Consider the following 22,691-nt stretch of genomic DNA (forward strand, 5'->3'; position numbering starts at 1 on the left):
CGCTACCTCCTCGAGTTCCATAGGTCAGAGGCAAGAATAACAAGGCGCAATGCTTGAGACCACCATCGGCGTTATTCTGGAATAATCGTCAAATGGTGCGGCAGGTGCGTGGTTTTCGAGGCATTGGTGAGCATGACAGAGAAAGATTCCGCCGGCGAAACACTGACTGAAAGGCAGTTTATGCAGCTGTTTGTGCAGCATGAGCCTGTGCTGCGTGTGGTTGCGCGGTCGATGCTGACCGACTGGATGGCCGTCGATGATGTGTTGCAGGAAGCGGGCGTGACGATGTGGGAAAAGATCGACCAGCTCGAAAACGTGGACGGTTTCCTGCCCTGGGCCAGAGTGATCGTGCGTCTAAAATGCCATTCGGCGATCAATTCCGCGCGGCGACGTCGACTGGTATTGTCGGAGGAAGCGATCAAGTTGCTGGCCGTTGAGATCGACTCGATCGACCGCGAACGCTACGAAACCAATCTCACTGCGCTGCAAGGCTGCCTGCAGAAGTTGTCGCCACAGCAGCGAGAACTCGTGCTGGCCGCGTACCGCGACGGGGTCGAGGTCCAGGACATCGCTGCGAGAATCGGCAAGTCGGCCAATGCTCTCTACAAGCAACTCGGTCGACTCCGCGGAAAGTTGTCTGATTGCGTGGAGCTGACTGTCAAAACGGGTGCACCCGGAGGAGGGCTCGCGCGATGAACGATCGAGAGCTGATTCAGCAGTATTTGCTCGGCAGCCTGGACGAAGACGATGTCGCGGCTCTGGATAACCGGCTTTGCGCCGATCCGTCGCTCCGAAAGGCTTTTGCAGATCAATTGCTGCTCGACTGCAACCTGCGTGACGTCGCCGGTCAAGTGCGCGTCGACGCGAAGATGCCGGCAACTGCCGGTCGGCAGCGTCGATGGATCGGATGGGCCGTTATCGCATCGCTTGCCGCCATGCTGCTGCTTGCTGTCTCGATTCAATTCGGCGGCCTTTGGAACAGGCGAGACATGTCCACCGCCGCAGTGGATGCATCGATCGGTTCGATTGCGATGCTGGTTCAGTCGTCGGAAGACAGGTGGAAAGGGGTATCGCAGGCGCCACGATTCCTTCACCCTGGTCGACTGCAGTTGGAGTCGGGTTTGGCAGAGGTCGGGATCTACAATGGCGTGACGCTGTATCTGGAAGGCCCGGTCGACGTGGAGCTCGTTTCGCTTGAACGGGCTCATCTTCACGCGGGGAAAATGAGGGCCAGCGTTCCAGAGGAAGCCGAAGGTTTTACCGTGACGACCGATTCGATGCGGCTGGTGGATCGAGGGACCGAGTTTGCGATTGCGGCGGATGCCGGTGGCGTCTCGAAAGTGTACGTCTTTGATGGTTTGGTCGACTTGTTCCCGACCGAGGAGACAACGCTACAAAACAGTGCTCGTTCGGTGCGCGAAGGCGAAAGCGTCGAGATCGGTCCGGCGTTCCAGACTCGGGAGACAGACCTCGATCCGGATCAATTTCCCTCAGCCGCAGCGATTGACCGGTCGGTTGCCGATCGTTTCGAACGATGGAAGCAATGGAGTCATCGATTTGCACGACGTTCGGACTTGGTTTTGTACTTTACCTTTGAAGACGCCAGCGACCACAAGCCGAATCGCAAGCGGGTGGAAAATTTAGCGGTCCAGTCGCGAGCGACGGCTCATGCGACGATTGTCGGTTGTGAAACGCTGGCCGGACGCTGGCCGCAGAAGAAGGCGATCGGTTTCTACAATGCTGCCGATCGCGTGCGTGTGAAAGTGCCTGGCGAATACCCACAACTGACCCTGGCGTGTTGGGTGCGACTGGATGAGCTTCGCGGTGTCAATCAGGCCCTGTTGCTGACCGATACGTTTGATCCGTGGCAACCGCACTGGCAGATCGCCAAGGAGGGAGCGTTGAAGCTGGGCATTAGCCAGGAAGATCGCCGCGATCGATTGCAGATGCGTGTCTCGTCCTCCCCGGTCGAAGACGTCGCGTCGTTGGGCCGGTGGATGCATCTGGCAACCGTCTACGACTCGGGTAACAGGACGATCCAGCACTACATCAACGGCAAAGAGGCCGGCAACGGTGTTTTGCCAAAGTCTGGGCCGCTGCGATTTGGCACGGCCGAAATCGGCAACTGGCTCAAGCCGCGTACCGTTGGTGGCGAGCCGATTCGAAACCTGGATGGACGCATTGACGAATTGATGATGCTGGAATCGGCGTTAGATCAAGACGAAATCAAAGAGATTTACAAGTTCGGACACTGATGCGTCTCTCACGCTCTCCGATTCCTCTGCGACTTCCCGTTCAGAAGTATCTCACCAGAACACGCACCCTCAATTAAACGAGCTAATGAAGACGATTGTTCGATCCGCGATCCTGCTGGCCTGTTTGTCGTATCCTGCCGTGGGCGATGAAACGCGTTCCAAATTGGGCCAGCCCGAGACGATCAACGGGCAATCTGCCCCCGACTTGAAAATCGAGTTTGGCAAGGTCTCCAAGAAATCCGTCTTCGTCAGCGACACCCAAAGCATTTGGGGCGGCAGCGTCGTCAAAGGAGACGATGGTCGTTACCACATGCTGTACTCGCGTTGGCCAAAAAGTCTCGGTTGGGCATGGGTGACGGATTCCGAGATCGCGCATGCGGTGGCCGATGATCCGCTCGGACCCTACCAACACACCGGCGTCGCGCTGCCGCGTCGTGGCAAAGCGTTTTGGGATGGCTGGTGTACGCACAATCCGACGGTGCACAAGTTCGGCGACAAGTATTACCTGTACCACATGGGCAACACGGGTGATGGTGAAATCGTTGGCCATCCGGGTAAACAGCTGCTGAACTGGCAACACCGCAACAACCAACACATCGGCGTCGCTGTCGCCGATGATCCCGCCGGACCATGGACACGCATGGACACACCGGTGCTGGATGTCAGTGACGACGACGAAGCGGCAGACGCACTGATGACGTCCAATCCATCGGTCTGCCAGCGCCCCGACGGCAGCATTTTGATGGTTTACAAAGCGGTCGGCAAGAAATTCCCCATGCCCAACGGTGGCCCGGTCGTTCACATGGTGGCGATCGCCGAAAAGCCGACCGGCCCGTTCAAGAAAATGCCCGATCCCGTGTTTACGTTCGAAGGCGAACGTTTTCCGGCGGAAGATCCTTACATCTGGTACCAGGACGGCAAGTTCCGCGCGATCGTCAAACGCATCAAGCATGAAAACGGGAAACGGTTGTTTTCACTGGTGCACTACGATTCGGTCGACGGCATCGATTGGCAACCGGCCAAGCACCATGAACTGTCGGACCGATCGATCACGTGGGAAGACGGCACGACCGAGAGATTTGACCACCTGGAGCGCCCCCAGGTCCTCATTGAAGACGGAGTTCCCGTCGCGTTGATGTGTGCCGCCGACCGCATCGATGAAAACAACGTCCGTCATTCGTTCAATCTCCAAATTCCGCTGATCGTCACGAAGGATGAATAGAGTGCAAAACATCTTGCAAACATTGGTGCTTTTATCTGCCCAACTGTGTTTGGCGGGTTTGTTGCTGGCCAGCGACCGCCCCAACGTCATCGTGATCGTTTCGGACGATCAGGGCTATGGCGACGTCGGTTTCAACGGACCGTGTGACATTCCCACTCCCAATCTGGACGCGTTGGCCGAATCAGGCATCGTGATGGAAGCCGGCTATGCTTCGCATCCGTATTGCAGTCCCAGTCGCGCAGGTCTTTTGACCGGGCGCTATCAACAGCGGTTCGGCCACGAGTGCAATCCCGGTGCGTCCGAGGATGACCCGACGTCCGGATTGCCTGTCGGCGAAACAATGATGTCGGATGTCATGAAATCCGCCGGCTATCGAACCGTAGCCATCGGCAAGTGGCACCTGGGAGATGCCAAGCCGTTCTGGCCTACCGAACGGGGATTTGAGGAGTGGTTCGGGTTTACCGGCGGAGGGATGAGCTATTGGGGGACGCCCAAAAAAGGGCGTCCGCTTGGCGGAGTGTTGAAAGACGGGCAACCCGTCGATCCGTCGTCTCTCACTTATCTGACGGATGACTTTTCGGACGCAGCCATCGATTTCATCGATCGGCATCGCGAATCTCCATTCTTCATGTATCTCGCCTACAACGCGCCGCATGCCCCCGACCAGGCAACGGCCGATCACTTGTCCAAAGTGGATCACATCGAATATGGCGGCCGGGCCGTTTACGGCGCAATGGTGGCGGGCATGGACGAAGGCATCGGCCGCGTGATGAACAAGCTTGAACAGCGGGGTTTGAAAGGCAATACGCTGGTCGTGTTCTACAGCGACAACGGCGGCAGAACCACGCACGCCAGCAATTTGCCGCTGCGTGGACACAAGGGCATGTTGTTTGAAGGAGGCATCCGTGTCCCTTTCTGTGTCTCATGGCCGGATGGATTGCCCGGCGGCGTTCGCTATTCGGCACCCGTGTCCGCGCTCGACATTTTCCCAACCGTGCTGGCGGCCTGTCAGATCGATTCCGATGTCACGGCCAAGCTCGATGGGGTGAATTTGTTGCCCTTCTTGAAGGGCGAAAACGAATCACGCCCGCATGAAACTCTGTTTTGGCGTTACGCAATGGATGGCGATCGGTATGGCTATGCGGTTCGCGATGGCGACGACAAGTTGGTGATCAGTCAGTACAAGCAAAAGTCGTTGCTGTTTGATCTTAGCCAGGACCCTGGTGAACGGCACGACCTCGCGGAGTCGAATCCCGGCCTGGTCGAGCGATTGACAGGTCTGATCAGGGATTGGGACCGTCAAAACATGCGACCGCTCTGGCTCGATCCCCACGGTGCAAACGTCGCAAAAGAGGAAAACGCGAGAGCGGAGATTGTCAACCGCGCTCTTCCACCAAAATCAAAAAGATCGAATCGAAATGGAGGCCAAGATTGAGATGAGTTTGCAGCACCACGGCAATCCCAACCTGTTTCGCAACATCTGGATCGAGCCCAAATCTGAGATCCAAGATTAGCGGATGCAATCGAACACCAAGAACTAAATACCGTCCTACCAACCATGTATTGTAATCAAACTCTCCTCACCGCCTTCCTGGTGTCAACACTGTGTGCCGCGTCGGCAGTCGCGGCCGAGCGGCCGAACATCGTTCTCGTCTTTGCCGATGACATCAGCGCTCGCGAACTGCCCATCTACGGATCGTCGGTCTGGAGCCCTCCGCTTCGCGGCGACACCAGTGATCCCCAGTACCGCGCGTCGACACCGGTGCTGGATCGGTTGGCCGGTGAAGGGTGCTGGATCAAGACCGCGTGGGCGTCGGTGGTTTGCTCGCCCAGTCGCGCGATGATGATGACCGGACGCTACGCGCACCTGCACAAATGGTGGGGCAATAAGTCGAAAGGGAAATATGTCGATGAAAGCGGCAAGCAAGTGACCTGGCCGTTGTATCTGAGTTCGCCACACCAGATCGGCCACATTGCCCAGCAAGCCGGCTACGGAACCTACTGGGCGGGCAAGACACAAATGGCCGGCGATCTGGACCGCTTCGGATTTGACCAGGGCTGCTTCACGCCCGGGAATCTGAGCGACACGGACAACCCGTTTACCGACTTCAAACTGTTCTATGACAAGAGCAGCGGCGAGAAAGTGTTGCGGAACGCGGATACGGGCAAAGCCGTCGACACCTACCAACAACACGGCTGGTACTGGTTTCCGCACGTGCGGCTGATGAACCACGGCGACCAGGATTTTCAGTGGTGGCCGAACACGGCTGAATCGAAGGCGACGTTTGGTCCCGGTACTTATGGGCCCGACGTGGAGCTCGATTTCATCTTCGACTTCATGGAAAAGCAGGTTGCCAAGGAGCAGCCGTTTTTCGTCTATCACACCCCCCACCTCGGTCACGACGCATTCGATTGGCTGGCCCCGGATTCCGAAAGCAGTTGGCCGGGGACGCCGGTCGTGCGATGGGACGGACAGAAGTACACACGCACCGAGCCGGATGTCACGGGCGATGAGGGCGACTATGAAACGCACGGCACCGTGACCGAGCCGGGTATTCACAACCATGTCAACTATCTGGACTATCAGGCATGGCTGTACCAGAACAAGCTGGACGAGCTGGGGATTGCCGACAACACGATCTTTATCTTCTGTGCGGACAACGGAACGGGCGGCTATGGCAAGAACAGCACCGATCGTCAGAAAGGCGTTCATGTCCCATTGATCATTTCGGCGCCCGGCCTGACGAAACGTGGCGAGCAGGATGTGCTGGTCAACCTGTCCGACTTTTTGCCCACAATCGCCGAGCTCGCTGGCAGCGAAGTGCCCTCCGGCTACGAAATCAACGGCGAGAGTCTTGTTCCGTTCCTGTTCGGCGACAAGACGAGTCACCGCGAGTGGCTGTACGGATACAAGGACAACGAACAGATCATCCGCGGCACCAAAGTCATGCGTGACGGACGCGGCAAGTGGTGGGACGTCGAAAACACACCCGAGGATCTAATTAGCTTTCCACAGATCACGGATTGGGACGCCGTCTCCGCCGACCATCGCGCCGAGCGAGAAAAATTGCTTGCCATTCTGCCGCATTTTGAGCAAAAAGCACATGGGAAGAACGCCCCCGGTGCGAACGTCGCGTCGGAACCGCCGGCTAGGACGCAAACAGACAAGGGCCGGTCGCTGGCGGCGCGCGGATCAGAGCCCCCGACCTGGAAAGTCGCGTTCGACGACGATTATGAAGGACGCGTCACGATCGGTCCGCAATACACCTCCGCACGTGGGCACGAGTCGTCCTGGAGCGTCAGCGAAGGCGTCCTGATCGGAAAACAGACCAAGGACGATCACGGTGCTGTGATCCGCACCGAGTTGGACTTCGATGATGTCGATATTCAATTCGATTTTCGTTTCGCCGGCGGCAAGAGTATTAATCTGGTGATCGATGACGCCAATGAAAAGTCCGTGCACGCCGGCCACATCTGCCGCGCCTCGGTCTTTCCGAAATACTTGATGATTGGCGACGACAAGATCGGCGCCATGAACCTGGACGTTCGCAAACAGCGTGCCGACAAAGACCTGCCGGAAGCACAGGCCGCGGCGCTGCAGGAGTTGCTTGACCGCACACGCATAAAGGCACCCATTGAGATCAATCCGAATCAGTGGCACCGACTACGGGTCCGCATTCGCGGCGACGTCATGAAGGCGTTTCTGAATGACGAGCTGGTGATCAGCCTGAAGTCGCCCGGCATTGCCCATCCGACAAAGACGAAATTCGGATTCACCGTCAACGGCCAGTCCATCGATTTCGACAACCTGGTCGTCCGGACACTTGAAGGCACCGATGCACACGAATGACCTCATTAATTTCAAAAACGCCCAACTGGAATGGAAACGTGTCGCTCGCTCACAACGTCATCGCACCACTGCCGAGAACCTGTCGAATCCGGATTTCGATTCCGTCTCTGGCGGTGTTTGTCTGCGTCTGTCTGTGGTTCACGCCCCATTCGTTCGCCCAGCGGCCCAACTTCATTTTCATTCTGACCGACGATCAATCGTACGGCATGATGGGCTGTGATGGAAACGAAGTGACGCAGACACCCAATCTGGACCGACTCGCGCGTGAAGGCGTTTTCTTCGACCGGGCGTACATCACCAGTGCCATCTGTACGCCCAGCCGAATTTCGATTTTGCTCAGCCAATTCGAACGAAAGCATGGCGTCAACTTCAACTCCGGAACGAGCGTCGCGCCGGAGGCATGGGCGAAGTCGTATCCGGTCATCATGCGCGATGCCGGATACTACACCGGATACGTGGGCAAGAACCACGCACCGCTCGGCAAGGGTGGGTACACCAGTGGTTTGATGGAAAAGTCGTTCGATTATTTCTATGCGGGGCACGGTCACATTCGGTTTTACCCCAAAGACCACCACGAGATCTTTCAGTCGGCCAAGCACGACACGCAGGTGGAGATCGTCGGTGAAAGCATCGTCGACTTTTTGTCCAACGACCATCGACTGGAAGGAGTATTGCGTTTTCTTGATTCGCGCCCCGACGATCGACCGTTCTGTTTAAGCGTGTGCTTGAATCTGCCCCATGGTGCGGGGACCAGTACGATGCAGATGCGAGATAGCGACGATCAGATTTATAAGACGTTGTACCGAGATATCGAAGTTCCCTTGCCAGCGAACTACGTGGCCAAAGCCGACATCAAGCGTCCCAAGCTGCCGCCAGATGTTTTGAAGGTCGAAAACCGACAGGCGGGCTACAACTGGGTGGACACTCCACAGACGGCACGTGAGCGTATCACTCGTCAGATGCAGGCGATGACCGGCATCGACCGCATGGTCGGTCAAGTTCGCGAAAAACTGGTCGACGAGGGTTTGGACGACAACACCGTGATCATCTTCACCTCTGATCACGGCCTCTATTCGGGACAACAGGGACTCGGCGGCAAAGCGTTCTGTTACGAACAAACGACGCACGTCCCCCTGATCGTCTACCACCCGGCGGCCCCCGAGGATGCGAGGGGCGGACGCAGCGATCAACTCGTGCAGTCGATCGACATCGCACCCACGATGCTGGACTTTGCCGGAATCGACACGCCCGAATCCTTTCAAGGCAAGAGTCTCCGCGGTCTGATCCAAGGCGATCAGCATCCCGTACACGAATACATTTTCACGGAAAACCTTTGGTCCACGCATTTCGGCAACCCGCGAATCGAAGCGGTGCAGGACAAACGTTGGAAGTACATCCGCTACTACAGGAACGAAAACTTTCCGGCGGCTTGGAAGATTCGCGTGGCAAAAGAACTTGGCATCCCGCAAAACGAGATGCTATACGGCGTGCACGATGATGGCATCGCCGTCTATCGCTACTACGTCGAGGCGTCCCTGGAGGGCGAACGGCCGGTGTACGAAGAATTGTATGACATTCATTCTGATCCCGATGAGTTGCAGAATCTGATTAACGCCCCGGAGCACGCCGCGGCGCTACAGCGTTTAAAAGTCGCGTGGAAAGAGAAACTCACCGAGGCTCGCGGGACCGGCGTCCCAAGCGTGCTCCGCTACACCGCCGACAGCGAGCAGAGTTATCAATCCAAGTGAATCACGGTGCCACCGGCAGCTCGTGCGAAACGTCATCGACCACATGAGCCGACGGCGCTAGCCGCGGGCCCGTCAACCCAACCGTAACCATGTAAGGCCCGAGGCTAGCGCCAACGGTTCACGATCATGCGGTGGACCGACGGCGCTAGCCGCACTACGAAAGCCCGGCACTAGCGCGTTCGACTCATTGGGCGGAAAATCATCGGTCAAGGCCCATGGATGCCAAGCAGGTGCGCCGCTGACATCACTCATCACTCAGTCACGTTCTGCCGCAAGACCTTGGTGAGTTCCAGCAGGTCTTTAACAACGTAATCGGGTTCCGACACGTTCGGATAGAGTGCTTTGCCAGGGCGTCGGACAAAGGCCGTTTGCAACCCGACATTTTTTGCACCGGCGAGGTCCCAGGCGTGGGCGGCCACCATCAGAACCTCTTCCGGCGGGACGCCCAGGTCACTCAAGACGCTGCGGTACGGTGCCGGGTGGGGCTTGAACTTTTTGACCGCGTCCACGCTATAGCTTTTCTCAAACAAGTCGGACAAACCAGCGTTCTGGAATTGCGTTGCGACACCGAGAGACGACGAATTCGTCAAACTGACGATCCTGTAGCCGTCTTGTTTGAGCATTCGGAGTCCGGCGGCAACATCGCCGTGTGGAGGAAGCGATCGCAGCGGGGTGACGATTGCTTGCTTCGCCTCGTCGTAAGTAAGTTCGATGCCTCTCGTCTCGGCGACCATCATCAATGCTGCCGTTCCGATCTCGCCAAAGCTGTGGTACTCACCGCTCAGCGTCTCCACCAACGAATAGTGTAACATCGTCGAGAACCAGAGGGGCAGCAGATCTTCACGATCGCCGAGCACCTTTCCCACCGACTCCTTCAGCGGATCAAGACTGAGGAGCGTCTCGTTAACATCGAAGATAATCACCTTCGGTCGTGGCAAGGAATCATTTGAATCCGCCTTGCCGTGACGATCAGGCTGGTTTGAAGTGGCTTTCTGGGCGTTCACCGGGAGTGCAGGAAAAGTCAAAATCGATAGAGCCAATAGAAGTGTTGACGGCAGAGTTTTCATCTTGGTCGGTTCCTTTTCTCGGCGCGGTTGCTTTCGCGCTGAATAGACTGATTCGATTTGCGTGCGTCACGCGTTGTCCGGTTGATTTCAACAGCCTAACGCAGTTGCATGTCCCTCCCACCAGTTTGCGCCAATCGGTCAAATTGGGACAGCAAGAAAAAGGAGCGTCACTTCCTTGATGGCTTTCGGCGGGATTGGTCCGCACTTTTTTTTGGGACAAAAAAGTCAGAATTTGGCACGCCCGTTGCATTTTCGGACCGGTGTCACGACGGCCTGCCAAGTTGGCTGGGCCGGTCAGAGGACCGAAAGCGGGAGGCTGGCAAAAAGTGGCATCCACCGCTCCGCCGCCAGCAATTCCGTCTGATTCGAACGATCAACCTTTCGTTATTCCTTTGTAAAAGGAGGGTAATGCTATGTTGGCAACTCGATGGGATCCGTGGACCGAAATGAACCGCCTGAGCCGCGAGATGGATCGGGTCTTCGGTCGCCGCGGAACGGGCAACGAGATGGGACGTCCGTTTGCCGCCGGATCGTATCCGGCACTGAACGTCTGGGAAGACGACGACAATCTGTACGCCGAAGCCGAACTGCCCGGCTTCAATATGGATGAGTTGGAAATCTACGTCACGGGGAATCAGCTGACGATCAAGGGCGAGCGACGCCCGCCGGAACACGGGGACGGCACGTGGCATCGCCAAGAACGCGGCTATGGAAAATTCAGTCGCATGATCGAAGTGCCCGGTGATGTCGATGGCGACAAGGTATCGGCCGAGTTCAAAAACGGCGTGCTGCACATCACGCTGCCCAAGAGCGAAGCCGTCAAACCGCGACGCATCGAAGTCAAAGCGAACTGACCCATTCCAGAAAACTGACGGAGCACGCGACAGCGTCGTCGCGCTCCGCAGGGTCCTATCAAACACAATTTTTGACAACGGAGGTGAACAATGAGCACCACCATGACAACAACCAAACACAATCCCAAAAATGGCAATGGCGATTCGCCGTCCGTCCACAGCGGAAACGGCGAAGAGACCTACCAAGCGACCTTCTCCCCTCGATTCGATATTTGGGAGGGCGACGACGAGTTGGTCCTCTACGGCGACCTGCCCGGCGTCGATCCTGACAGCCTGGACATCGCGTTTGAGAATCGGCAACTGACGATTCACGGAAAGGTCTGCAACCGTCACGACGACGATCGAATGCTGTATAGCGAATACGGCGTCGGAGACTTCCACCGGACGTTCACGATCGGAGAAGCGATCGACAGCGAACGCATCAACGCTGAATTGCACGATGGCGTGTTGACGCTTCACCTGCCGAAGTCCGAGCAAGCCAAGCCTCGCCGCATCAAAGTGACAGCCAACTGAGATCGTTGGCTATGACGATTCGGTCGCGGCGGCGGACGCCCGACCGGATCGGATTCCCTGATCGGCCAGAATCACATGGGCCGTCAGTAGCCACGGATGGCAGCGCAAACCCACGGATCCCCGATCGCAATCTATCCGTGGGTTCGCGCTGCCATCCGTGGGCTCATTCGACTCCGCCTGACCCCCATCCCCAACGCAACAGCTCTTTAGGGCGAAACAAGCTGGGCGACGGCGGGCTTCGATCTGCCGTAGGAGACGATCCGCACATCGAGACCGAAGTCGGCATGGATCTTGAAGGCTCTCTCGATCGCGTCGATGATCCAGCGGTCGCGGTTGCCGAAGACGCCGCCACCGAGCAAGGTCAGGAAGACCGTGTTGACGCCGGTGCGATCCGCGTGGAGGACCGCCGCGGCGAACGTGGCTTCGTAAGCGGCATCGAGCACCAGCCGGGCGAAGTCGGTCCATTGATCTTCGGGTTGCCGGCCGTAAGCGACCGGCAGCGCCGAACAATAGGCTTGTGAGACTCGGTGGTCGGCTCCGTCAAGCGTGACTTCGGCGTCATGTTGCAAACCGATGCGAAGCTCGCCGCGAAGCCGATCGAGTTCGTCTTCGGTCATCTGCTGTAGTTTCGTCGAGATTTCGTTGATTCCGGCATCGGTCGGAAACAGGTAGCCGTTGTGCATGGACCATAGACGACCATTGGTGTTACCGAGTGCGGTTCCGAGATCCACGACGCAGTCGAGTTGCTTGTCGGCCGTTTGTCCGATCTGACCATCGACGTCGGCGAAATAATTTCGGTAGATCGTCCCGGCTCCACACGCGATCGCACAGGTCGGCCCTTGCGTGTGGTCATGCTCGTAGATGCCAACGCCGCGTTCAGGCGTGACGGCCGGACCGGTCATTTCCAGCAGGTTGAATTGCGAGGCGACTTGGAACAGGGCGTTCGCATTGGCCGGATCGGCATGCAGGGCTCGGACATCGCCGACGACCTCGCGGAGTGTCGAAGGACGTGGTTGGATCTCCAGATTCGCAACCGCTTGCCGAAGCAGTGAGAGTTTCGGGGTTTCCAGGCGGCCGAATGCCACTCGTTTTCCGTCGGGGCAAACGAAGCTGTCGCCGTCGATCGACAGCTGCTCGCGAACTTGCTGAGGCGATTCTTCATCGATGCCGGTAAGCTGTTTAAACCAGGTCATGATTCGGTCGTGAGATTCAGGATGAAAATGAGTTTGCGATGGCATCCTGGAACAGGTTTCAGTCGGCGTCAATGACGTCGCGAACACAGATCAATCAGTCGCCGGATGAAGTGCGACCACCATCGTCTCGTCGGCAGTCAGCGCATTTTCGACCCGCAACAAATGATGATGGTGGGTGCGTTCGGGTTTGCGGTAAAACCAATCTTTTGTCCCGGGGATCATCTGCACCCATTCAGAATCGGCTTTGACGTTTTCCGACAACCAGATCCGCGGCTGGTCGTCGCTCGGTGGTTGGATGCCGAGCGACCTTGCGACCTCCGCCGTGGCCCGACCATAGATCCCCGTCAAATGCACGGTGACCAGTCCGGCAGGAATGTCAATGGTGGTTGGCAGCGGAATGGGGTCTGCAAACTCGTATTGAATGTAGCCGATTTGCATCGACGACCCCAAGTCACGAAAGAATTTCCCGTCCTTGGCCGGACGACGATGAAAAACGTTGACGGACAGCTTCGGAGAGGCCTTGCCATCGATCAAGAAATAGCTACGAAATTTCGGCAAATGGTCCGGCAGCCAGATCCACTCGCCGTCGACTTCTGGCGGGCTGTCGGCAGGCTGCGGGACGATCCGGTGGACGTCAAATCGGATGGCCACTGCCAGTTGATCAACGCCGTTTCCAAGCGTCGGAAAGGTCGAGAAACGCCCAAGATCGTCGCTGGGTTCCGGCGTGGTGATGGGTGAAAAGCTCGAGTTCCTTTTGGTAAAGTAATCGCGAAGATCGCCCATTGGGAGTTTCTTCAAACCTTCGATTTGGTGAAGGCCTGTCGCAGCGGCCAGCTTCAACGTTGCCCGATGCTGAGGAGAGGGCACGATGACCTTTAGGCGAATCCCTTTTCCAAACTCGACCGGCAGTTCGCGAATGCTCATGTACCAACCATCACTCGTTTTAACGATGGCGTAGTATTTGCCGTAGGGCAGAATCCGATCAACGGCCACTCCGTCAGCGCCGGTGACGTGTTCCGCATCGATCTCGGCTGCTCCGTTTGCGGGATTTCGAAAACGCATCGCAACTTTGGCGCCGGCCGCTGGAACGCCATCTTCGTCGAATATAGAAATCTTGACGGGAGGAAACTCCGGTGACGGCGGATACTGCGGATGGTTGCTCGCTTTCGAATCAATCGACTCTTTTGCTCGGCGATAGTCCAGCGTGATGGCATCGGTGCCTTCTGTTCGATAGTTCTGTGGCGGTGGACCACCACTGAGGTCCAATGTCAAACGCAGTTCGGTGTCATCAATGAATCCGTTGCCCATAAAGAGACCCTGATAGGCACTCTTCCCATCTCGGACCATCTGAAATCGTGAAAGGTCTTGGTAGCTCAGTCTCAGTTTGAATGGCTGAGGAGATGATTCTGCGTCCAAGGTCAATTCGTCTTCATTCGAAATCCTGATGGTCATCCATGCCGGGTGTTGTTCGCAAAATCGTTCGAAGGCGGCATCATCGAGATCCGCTCCGTCGGCTTTGACCGAATGCAGCTTCCACGTTCCGTCGATCGGCGGATGGATCTCTCCCCAGTCCGGCGACGACCAGCCATCGCGACTCCAACGGAGTTCGGCTTGCGAAAGGACCACAAGCTTGGCGCTGTTCGGCCCCGTTTCGATATTCAGACCGGGAAGGATTTGACGAAAAACCACTTCGCCATCACTTTGCGACCTTTGTGACGCTCCCATCACTCCACCGAACTCCAGGGAATCGGCCAGTCGTTTCGATGTCACGGTATCTTCCAATGCATCGGCGATCGCGTGTTCGCCATTGTTCCGATGCATCCTTGCCGCCGACTTGAATGCTGCCATCAGCTCTTCCAACGACAGATCATCAATCGGAGGAGTAAACTTTTCCTGACGCTCCTGTCGCGTTTCGTCGTTGTATCGTTGCAAGATAGCCAGCAACGAATCCGGATGGTATTTGCCAGCTTCCACCTTCGTTTGGCCAGCTTGTCTCTCGATCCGCGGTCGCTCGACTTGAGCGTCTTCGTCGAGCAATTCCACGGTCACTCCGGCGACTTCGGATTCGATTCGAATGGTGCCCTGGTCGGTCCGAATCAAAACGATGATCCCGAAGTAGATCAGTACGGCAAAGGCGATCAACATCGTCGCGATGAGCCACCCCACGCGGTGATGTCCGCCGCTGTCCGACGCTACAGCCAACGTGCGCTGGGATGCGTCGCGGCCGAGCAATGAGGAAAGTGATCGAGCGACTTCCGCACCGTCGGTCATTAGCGGCTTTTGCGACTCGACGGAACTGGCAAGTTGGGAGAGCGATTCGCTTGCGCTCTCGGCCCATGTTTTCAGTTCGGTGGCGACTTGAGCCGCACTGGCCGGTCGTTTCCCCGGATCGCGATCAAGCAGCGCTGCGACTAAATCGTTCAATTCCGCGGGAATGTCGCCGCGAACATCGTTCAACCTCGGCGCCGCGTCTTCGGTCAGCGCCTTCAATTGGCGAAGCAGAGTTTGGCTGCGATCCGCAACCTTTGGCGGCCGGCCGCTCAGCAGAAAGAACAGCGTTGCGCCGAGTCCATACAAATCCGCAGCACGACCAACTTGTTCGCCGCCAGCCTGTTCCGGTGACATGTAGTCGAGTGTGCCCAGTAGTCGGCCCAGCGAAGTTTCTTCGTGGCTGCCCGCGGATTCGGCCAAATGTGCGAGCCCAAAGTCCAGTAGCTTGACTCGTCCTGATTGATCAAGCATCACGTTGGATGGTTTGACATCGCGATGGACCGCGCCGGCATCATGAGCCGATGCGAGCGCTAATGCGATCTGCCGAGCGATCTCACAGGCTTCCGAGATCGATAGGGGCCCTTGCTTTCGAACGATCGACGCCAAATCGGCGCCCTCGATTCGTTCCATGACCAAGTATGCCGCTCCCGCGATCCGGCCCGCGTCGGTTGCCGACACGATGCCCGGGTGGTTCAGCGTTCCCAGCACTTGAATCTCGCGGTCAAAGCGCCGCTGAGCCTCTTTCGCCGCAACCAGTCTCGGATTGACAACTTTGATTGCGACCGGTCGACCGAGCTGCCGATGCCGTGCGGCATAAACAACGCCCATGCCTCCTTGGCCCAAAATGCCGGATAGTTCGTAGGCATCGAAGCTGTTTTCGTTTTGGCATTCATCGACGATATCGTCATTCGTCGTTGTTGGCGCAGAGTCATCTGGCGGAAAGGCCATCAGTCGTTGCAGCCACCCGGATTCGCCCTGTTGATCTGAATGTCCCGTCAGCGGCAAATGGCGAACGAGCGAGTCGTTGGTCTCATCCAATTCAGAAAGAGCTGCTTCACATGCGGCACATTCCGAAAGATGTTTCTCGATTCGGTCCCCATCGGCATCCGAATACTCCCCGAGGCAGTAACGACGAAGCGTTTCGACCGGGGGGCACGTTGTAGTTGCGGTGGTGGTCATAGCAGTCATGGTGGCACGCGGATTGCTGCCGATCGGAGTCCTGATGAGCGGCAGGCAGTTCATCGATCGATTCACCAGGTTCAATGCGCCGCTGTGACACCTCGCAGACCGTGCTTCCCAGTTTTCATGTAAACTCGACGTATGACGACGCTTGCGGAATCGCCGAACGACTCATCGGACCTTAGCCTTGCCCTGCGGCTGCAGCGAGATTCCGCGGATGCTTGGCAAGACCTGGTTGAATTGTACGGTCCGCTCGTGAAGAGCTGGGCGGGGCGGACCGGACTCGATTCGGCGGCCGCAGAGGACATTTGCCAGGAGGTCTTCCTCGCTGTGCACCGATCCATCGGCGAATTTGATTTGACCGTCGAAGGTGCGACGTTCCGCGGATGGCTGTGGCGAATCACGCGAAATGCAGTCCTGAGGTCGTTCCGCAAACCACTACCGGATGCCCGTGGTGGCAGCACCGCGAATGCCCGATTCGCCGAACTTCACGACGCAATCAACGACCGTGAACTCACCGAAACACCGCCCGATTCGCCCGATGACACGACCGCATTGCTGACCCGGGCGATGCGGCAAATCGAGTCGCGCGTGGAACCGACGACGTGGCAAGCGTTTATCCGCACAACCATCTACGGCGAGTCGACCGCCGAAGTGGCCGAGTCGCTGGGACTCTCGCCGACAGCCGTACGAAAGGCCAAAAGCCGAACGCTGCAGCGGCTTCGCAAACAGCTCGGTGATCTCGCGTGACCGATCAGGTCCAGTTCCGGCATGAACGTTGAACTGGGTCGGGCGCGTGTCAAGCAGTCGACATGCCGCGATTCACGGCGCCAGTTTGGCACGCCGATTGCACTGACCTGCTTTCATTCGAAAAAATGATTGGTCACACCGTCGCGAGCCTTCTCGACCGCGACGGTAGATTGGAGGACGGGCTCATGATAGTCGATGGAATAGGAAAACAACGTGGCGTCCAGGCGGAGAGCTCCAAGGCACGATGGCGATCGCTGTATCGGTCGATGCGGTTCCGGAGACGGTTCGGCATTCCTGTCAATTTAACCGACGCGGCGATTCGGTCCGCGTGCGCGTGACTTCGCCCATCGTGCTGCAGGAGCATGGTTCGAAAGTGAGGTTTCGAAATACTTGGGTGGTTGAGACGACAGCCGATCCATCGCCGCGCTAAGTAGAGCTAGGGTCGCCTGCCGAGCTGGCGGCGCGTGTGTCATCTGTCAGCTGCGCTGCCAGGGGGAAACAGCTGAGACAGCGGTTCTACACTGGCTACTTCACTCGATCCCAGACGCGGACGTAATCGACTTTCATGGTGGTGGGGAATTCGTCGTTGCCTTCAACGTCCGAGGGTACAAACCCTTTGACGGTGTAGGTCGAATAGGGTGGGCGGAGTCCGAGTGAAAGTGCGACGTTCATTTCGCGGTGCCAGTATCGGTTCTGTTTTTGACCGATCGGTTTGCCGTCGATGTACCAGGTGATCGTCTCCGGCGTGACCTCGCAGCCATACGTATGGAAGTCGTCGCGGGGATCAAAGGGAAGTCGCGACTCGTTCGCTTGCTCGGCCTTAAAACGTTCGTCGTTGGGCCGATGCCACTCGCGTCCCGGCATTCCCGGTTTGCCGTTGGCAAGGATCGCGTGCAAGTTGCAGTCCGCGATCCGCTCGTTGCCTGCGACGCGATCGCCGCGCTGCGTCAGTTCGACGATGTCGACTTCGCTGTACCGGGTCTGTCCAGCCGTGACGATCGAATCGTCGATCTTGCTGTACAGCCAAAACGACGGGCAGACGCCCGGGAACAGTGGCGCCCCCTTGAGCCTGGCCTCGTAGTAGCCATAGGATCCCGTTACGTGAGACTTCAACATGCCGGAGGTGTAGGGCGTCGGGGGCCTGCCGCCTTTCGCGACCGGAGTCGGCAGTCGCCGCATCGTGATTTGAAGAACGCCGCCCGAGACGGCGACGTTGTTTTCGTTGTCCCAGACCCAGGCACCGAAGTTCTCAGGCGACTTGTTCCACTTTTTCCAGTCCACTTCATTGCCGTTGAAGTCATCGGAACGGTCCCAGCGAATTCTCCATTGGTCCGCGTCGGTGGCCGACAGCGGGACGTTGTTCCTGGCGGTCTGCGCGCGTAATCGCGTTTGGCTGCAGCCGGCAAGCGAGATGGTCAGCGCGAGGGAAACGAAGAGTGCTTGCTTGAACATGGAGTGCTCACCTTGTGCAGGGCAAGGGGCCAGCCGGGACGGCTGGTGGGGAACAGCTGAGACAGCGTTTCTACACTGCTAGAACCACAGTTCGCTTAGCTGGCCGGTTTCGAGTTCGTTGGCGTAGCTGAGGTAGTAGTTGCGGTTGGGGGCATTGTACTCACGAGCCGCCAGTCCCCGTAGCGCTGCGACCTTGACTTTTCGGGCGAGTTGTCTGTCGGCATCGGGCAACCATTTGACGTGGTCGGCCAGCTCCAGCGCCCATTGGTAGTCCTGTGTTGCCAAGGCGGCTTCCATTTGTTTGGTCAGGGCTTGCGTCCCGCCGGCCAATTCGGCCATCTTTTTCGCTTTCGTCCGCGGCTCAAGTGGATTCAAGGTCGTCGGATTGCCGTCATACCAACCCAGCAATCCGCAGTAGATGGCGCGCACTGCGTGTGGCACCGTGCCATAAAACTGGATCAAATAGGGATTGTCTTTCAAGTGCTCTGGCAGCTTGACTTCGTGGGCGAGCTGGTCGGGGCCTTTTCCGGCGTTGATGCCACGGACGGTTTGGTCGTACACGCTGCGAATCGCTTCGCTATAGTCTTTCAGTGCGGTGGTGGCGGCTTCTTGGCCTCGGATGGGCATGGTATGGCCAGGAACCACGGCATGTGGTTTCAAAGCGGCCATCTTCGCAACGCTTTCGGACCAATCCAGCACGTCGCGATAGGCGGTGCCGCGAATCGCATACAGGTTGGGAAAGGAGCTGTAGAAATTGTCGCCTGCCAGCAGCACCTTTTCTTTGGGCAGCCAGACGAACAACGCGTCGTCGGTCTCACCGGGGGCGAGGTGCAACTCCAGTTCGACGCCTGCGATCGTTGTTTTCAATCCGCCGGCCGGGACCGTGATGGTCGGTGGAAGAAACCCTTTGCCGCGGTCGCTATCGTCGGTCCCGGCCGGTGCAACGCCACGATTGGTGCTTTCGGCCGCAGAGAGTTTTCGACCGAACTGGCGGACGTTTCGTTTTTGCTTGACCGGATCCACGGCCTTGTTGACACCTTCGGCGGAACCAAAGGTTTCCGTCGCATAGATGTCCGGTTGCTCATCACTCAGAAACGCACTGGCTCCACCGATGTGATCGCCGTGACTGTGGGTATAGATGATCGCCTTGACCGGTTTGTCGCTGTATTGCCGAAACGCCTCGGCCGCATTCGACGCACTGGCCGGACCGAAGAGCGTGTCGACGATGATCACGCCATCGGTGCCGACGATCATCGAGGTGTTCGCGCCGTGAAATCCGACGGCGGTGAAGACGTTGTCGGACACTTTGACAACACCTCGCTGGAATTGTTGTTGCTGTGCATTGAGCATCCTCAGCGCGGTGTCGGGTTCGACCTGTGTCTGCCCACGGGCAACTCCCGCGGTTAACGCGAAAACGCACGTCAGACCGACGATACAGGAACGTGCGGTGAAGAGAGATACGATCGTCGTGTTCATGGCTTAATCCTTTGAGAGGTGGTTCGAGAGGTTCTTCTGCATCTCCCGCAGAACATGTTGCGTCACGTCCAGCTGCGACTTTGAAATCCCCTTCAATGCGACTTTGCGGAGGTCGTCGAGTAAGGGGAGGACCTTTTGCAGCTGCTGTTCGCCTCGGCGAGTCAAGCTGATCATCACGATGCGAGCGTCTTTGCTGGATGCGTTTCGCTGGACGAATTGATGTTCAACCAGCCGATCCAGTTGCCGCTTGACGGTCGTCGGGTCGCGAATCATCAGCGACGCCAACTCGTTCATGCTGAGCGGTCGCCCGGCATCCAGCAACGAGATCAGCGTCTGAGTTTCCTCCGGCGAGAACGGCCATCCGGCCGCCTTCAGCACCGCTGTCATTCCGGTGCGGATCAGATAAGCGACACGCCCGATTGCGAACCCAGGCGAGGACTCCGAGCCGAATTGCATGTCAATCGCCCTGTGGTATTGGTAGGGGAGCTGCCGTGGGGCCGGCAAAGATCGGACGATACCAATCAAAGTGGCAGTAAATCAGGAAGGCACATGCGGCGAAATCCGGCAGGCCGATGATCAGATATTGATGCGCAAAAAACGTCACGTAAAGAAGAATGTTGAACGCATAGGGCAGCGACATCAGGATCGCCAGCGGAACTGTCCGCCGGAAGAACATCAACCCGCCGGTGACCGCTTTGAATAAGCCGACCCAAAAGATCAGATAGCCCGTTTTCTGTAACGCGATCATGAACTGCCCGACTTCGTCCGGCGGGTCACCAGCCGGGTAACCGTTGATGGCAAAGTTCATCGTCATGATCCCCGTTCCAAACAGGAACAACGCGAAGAGCAGACGAATCACCAACGCCAAACGCGGAAGTCGGACGTTGCGATTTTCTACTGGAGACATGGCACCTGGCTGACGTTTGAGTTGGCACGACGGTACAGCGGACTTGCGGGAGTGGGGCACACTCTGCGAATCCACCTCCCTCAATGCCTGCACAATACAGGTAAATGCCGTGTTGTCAACGTCCGCGCAGAAAAAATGCTCCTATGCTTGGCTTCCGACGCCGTTTGCTGAGTGCTCGACTGTCAGTTTGGGAGCGAACCGCCAACGTTTTGAAAGAAAGTCTGTCACTTGCCCAGCCGACCGCCAGTCAACATGTCGCGTCGCGTATTCGAGATCCTTGAGCGGTTCGCGACATCATTGCTTGATCCGTCCTCGATGTTCGGCTCTGTAACGTAGCGGTATTTAGCAACGCTTCGCTTTTCGATGCGCCGAGTTCGGAGAACACGGCGACACTCGCAGCGCGTCGTCAAATACGCAAATTGAGTTGCGGCAGACTGCTAGCTAGCCAGACGCTTCGTCCAGGCGGCGATTTGGTCGCGGACTTGGGTCGGGGCGGTGGAGCCGTAGCTGGTGAAGGCGGCGATCGCGTTTTTTGTCCCCAGGACTTCCAGGATCGACGCGTCGACTTCCGGGGCGTGTTGTTGCATCGTTTCCAGCGGCAACTCGGCCAGCGGGACGTCGGCGGCCATCGCCGCGCCGACGATCGCGCCGACGGCATGGTGGGCCGTCCGCTGTGGCATGCCTTTTTTGATCAGCCATTCCATCAGCGTCGTCGCGTCCAAGTAGCCCTCTTCGATCCGAGCGGCGATCCGCTCGCGCTGCAACTCGCTGCCGGCGACGATCGGGATCGCCAGTTCTAACATTGCGATGACGGTGTCGAAGGAATCGAACAGCGGCGGCTTGTCTTCTTGCAGGTCGCGGTTGTAGGCCAGCGGCAGGTTCTTGACCAGCAACATCAACGTTTGCAGATTGCCCATCACGCGCGCCGATTTGCCGCGAGTCAATTCCAACGTGTCCGGGTTGACCTTCTGCGGCATGATGCTGCTGCCGGTGCAGAACTGTTGCGGGATCTTGATGAAGTTGTATTCGACGGTGCTCCACAGAATCCACTCTTCGGCCCAGCCGCTCAGGTGCGAGGCGATCATGGACAGCACGAAAGCGGATTCGAGGATGAAGTCCCGGTCGCTGCTGGTGTCCAAGCTGTTGGCGGTGATGCCATCGAACTGGAGTGCCGCGGCCGTTTGCCGGCGATCGATCGGCAGCGTCGTTCCGGCGACGGCGGCCACGCCCAGCGGCGATTGATTGACGCGACGTCGGCAATCGGCGATCCGATCGCGGTCGCGTTGAAATTTTTCGATGTAGGCCAACCAGTAGTGTGGCGCCAGCACCGGCTGGGCGCGTTGTAGGTGCGTGTAAGCCGGCAGGATCACATCCATGTCGCCCTCGCATCGGCCCAAGAAGGACTGTTGCAACGATTCCAGCAGGACGTCGACCTGGTCGAGCGTCTCGCGGATCCACATCCGCGCATCCGTGCTGACCTGATCGTTGCGGCTGCGGGCGGTGTGCAGTTTTCGCCCCACGTCGCCGATGCGTTCGATCAGCGCCGATTCGATGTGCATATGGACATCTTCCAACTCCAGCCGGATCGGAAAGTCGCCGGATTCGAATTCGGATTCGATTTCTTTCAAAGTGTCGCGGATGGCGGTGAAATCATTGTCGCTGATCAGTCCGACGCTGCGGAGCATGTCGGCATGGGCGATCGAGCCGCGGATATCTTGGCGGAACAGCCGGCGGTCGAAACTGATGGATTCGGCGAATGATTCGAGTCGGGCGTCGGTGCTGGCCTCGAAAACACCGCTTCGGGAGGGGCTATCCACGGGTCTGGCTATCCAAATAGGGTCTAGGGGGAGATACTGTCGTAAAACGGATGCCGGGCTTGCCGATGGCGACCGATCCGTCCAATCATGCTGCACGACAGTATCGCGAAGTCCGCGACCGGTGACGACCCGGCGGG

Annotated in this window: 17 protein-coding genes; 9 read left to right on the top strand and 8 right to left on the bottom strand. The window is 57.8% G+C overall.

All coding sequences use genetic code 11. The annotated features are described in order from the left end of the window. Positions 1–132 precede the first annotated feature (132 nt). From Mal15_RS32560 to Mal15_RS32585, 6 genes are all read left to right on the top strand, one after another. Entirely contained in the window at positions 133–696 is a 564-nt protein-coding gene (locus tag Mal15_RS32560) for a sigma-70 family RNA polymerase sigma factor (RefSeq protein ID WP_147871543.1), read from the top strand. Continuing rightward, positions 693–2,255 carry a LamG-like jellyroll fold domain-containing protein gene (locus Mal15_RS32565; protein ID WP_147871544.1) on the top strand — a complete coding sequence of 521 codons (1,563 nt, stop codon included), beginning with the start codon at positions 693–695 and terminating at the stop codon, positions 2,253–2,255. The genes Mal15_RS32560 and Mal15_RS32565 overlap by 4 nt, the downstream gene beginning before the upstream one ends. A gap of 85 nt (positions 2,256–2,340) precedes the next feature. Continuing rightward, positions 2,341–3,477: a glycoside hydrolase family protein gene (locus Mal15_RS32570; RefSeq protein ID WP_147871545.1), complete on the top strand. Its 1,137-nt coding sequence runs from the start codon at positions 2,341–2,343 to the stop codon at positions 3,475–3,477. Between the two features lies 1 nt (position 3,478). Beyond that, the gene (locus Mal15_RS32575) at positions 3,479–4,912 is read left to right on the top strand and encodes a sulfatase-like hydrolase/transferase (protein ID WP_233903169.1); all 1,434 of its coding nucleotides are present in this window, start codon (positions 3,479–3,481) and stop codon (positions 4,910–4,912) included. Between the two features lie 123 nt (positions 4,913–5,035). Continuing rightward, positions 5,036–7,327 (top strand): sulfatase-like hydrolase/transferase, encoded by a 2,292-nt coding sequence (locus tag Mal15_RS32580; protein ID WP_147871547.1) that lies wholly within the window; start codon positions 5,036–5,038, stop codon positions 7,325–7,327. Continuing rightward, a complete protein-coding gene (locus tag Mal15_RS32585) occupies positions 7,324–9,075 on the top strand; it encodes a sulfatase-like hydrolase/transferase (protein WP_147871548.1) in 1,752 nt (583 codons plus the stop codon). The genes Mal15_RS32580 and Mal15_RS32585 overlap by 4 nt, the downstream gene beginning before the upstream one ends. Positions 9,076–9,326: 251 nt before the next feature. On the opposite strand, the gene Mal15_RS32590 is transcribed toward Mal15_RS32585, so the two are convergent. Then, on the bottom strand, positions 9,327–9,998 hold the full coding sequence (locus tag Mal15_RS32590) for a haloacid dehalogenase type II (RefSeq protein ID WP_233903170.1): 672 nt from the start codon (positions 9,996–9,998) through the stop codon (positions 9,327–9,329). A 557-nt stretch (positions 9,999–10,555) separates the two neighbouring features. On the opposite strand from Mal15_RS32590, the gene Mal15_RS32595 reads away from it, so the two are divergent. Together Mal15_RS32595 and Mal15_RS32600 are read left to right on the top strand one after the other, a co-directional pair. Further along, positions 10,556–10,996: an Hsp20/alpha crystallin family protein gene (locus tag Mal15_RS32595; RefSeq protein ID WP_147871550.1), complete on the top strand. Its 441-nt coding sequence runs from the start codon at positions 10,556–10,558 to the stop codon at positions 10,994–10,996. 102 nt (positions 10,997–11,098) lie between these two features. Further along, positions 11,099–11,509, top strand: a complete 411-nt coding sequence (locus Mal15_RS32600) for an Hsp20/alpha crystallin family protein (protein ID WP_147871551.1) — start codon at positions 11,099–11,101, stop codon at positions 11,507–11,509. Positions 11,510–11,715: 206 nt separating this feature from the next. On the opposite strand, the gene Mal15_RS32605 is transcribed toward Mal15_RS32600, so the two are convergent. Together Mal15_RS32605 and Mal15_RS32610 are read right to left on the bottom strand one after the other, a co-directional pair. Continuing rightward, on the bottom strand, positions 11,716–12,702 hold the full coding sequence (locus Mal15_RS32605; RefSeq protein ID WP_147871552.1) for a hypothetical protein: 987 nt from the start codon (positions 12,700–12,702) through the stop codon (positions 11,716–11,718). Between the two features lie 90 nt (positions 12,703–12,792). Continuing rightward, on the bottom strand, positions 12,793–16,152 hold the full coding sequence (locus tag Mal15_RS32610) for a serine/threonine-protein kinase (protein ID WP_167547186.1): 3,360 nt from the start codon (positions 16,150–16,152) through the stop codon (positions 12,793–12,795). A 141-nt stretch (positions 16,153–16,293) separates the two neighbouring features. On the opposite strand from Mal15_RS32610, the gene Mal15_RS32615 reads away from it, so the two are divergent. Beyond that, positions 16,294–16,902 carry an RNA polymerase sigma factor gene (locus Mal15_RS32615; protein ID WP_147871554.1) on the top strand — a complete coding sequence of 203 codons (609 nt, stop codon included), beginning with the start codon at positions 16,294–16,296 and terminating at the stop codon, positions 16,900–16,902. 525 nt (positions 16,903–17,427) lie between these two features. On the opposite strand, the gene Mal15_RS32625 is transcribed toward Mal15_RS32615, so the two are convergent. From Mal15_RS32625 to argH, 5 genes are all read right to left on the bottom strand, one after another. Further along, positions 17,428–18,354, bottom strand: a complete 927-nt coding sequence (locus Mal15_RS32625; RefSeq protein WP_147871555.1) for a family 16 glycosylhydrolase — start codon at positions 18,352–18,354, stop codon at positions 17,428–17,430. 78 nt (positions 18,355–18,432) lie between these two features. Next, positions 18,433–19,830, bottom strand: a complete 1,398-nt coding sequence (locus tag Mal15_RS32630; protein WP_147871556.1) for an alkyl/aryl-sulfatase — start codon at positions 19,828–19,830, stop codon at positions 18,433–18,435. A gap of 3 nt (positions 19,831–19,833) precedes the next feature. Further along, complete coding sequence (locus tag Mal15_RS32635) at positions 19,834–20,286, bottom strand: MarR family winged helix-turn-helix transcriptional regulator (protein WP_147871557.1); 453 nt, start codon at positions 20,284–20,286, stop codon at positions 19,834–19,836. Between the two features lies 1 nt (position 20,287). Then, entirely contained in the window at positions 20,288–20,737 is a 450-nt protein-coding gene (locus Mal15_RS32640; protein ID WP_147871558.1) for a hypothetical protein, read from the bottom strand. Positions 20,738–21,174: 437 nt separating this feature from the next. Then, on the bottom strand, positions 21,175–22,554 hold the full coding sequence (gene argH / locus Mal15_RS32645; protein WP_147871559.1) for an argininosuccinate lyase: 1,380 nt from the start codon (positions 22,552–22,554) through the stop codon (positions 21,175–21,177). Positions 22,555–22,691 lie beyond the last annotated feature (137 nt).

Source organism: Stieleria maiorica, assembly GCF_008035925.1.
Classification (GTDB): domain Bacteria; phylum Planctomycetota; class Planctomycetia; order Pirellulales; family Pirellulaceae; genus Stieleria; species Stieleria maiorica.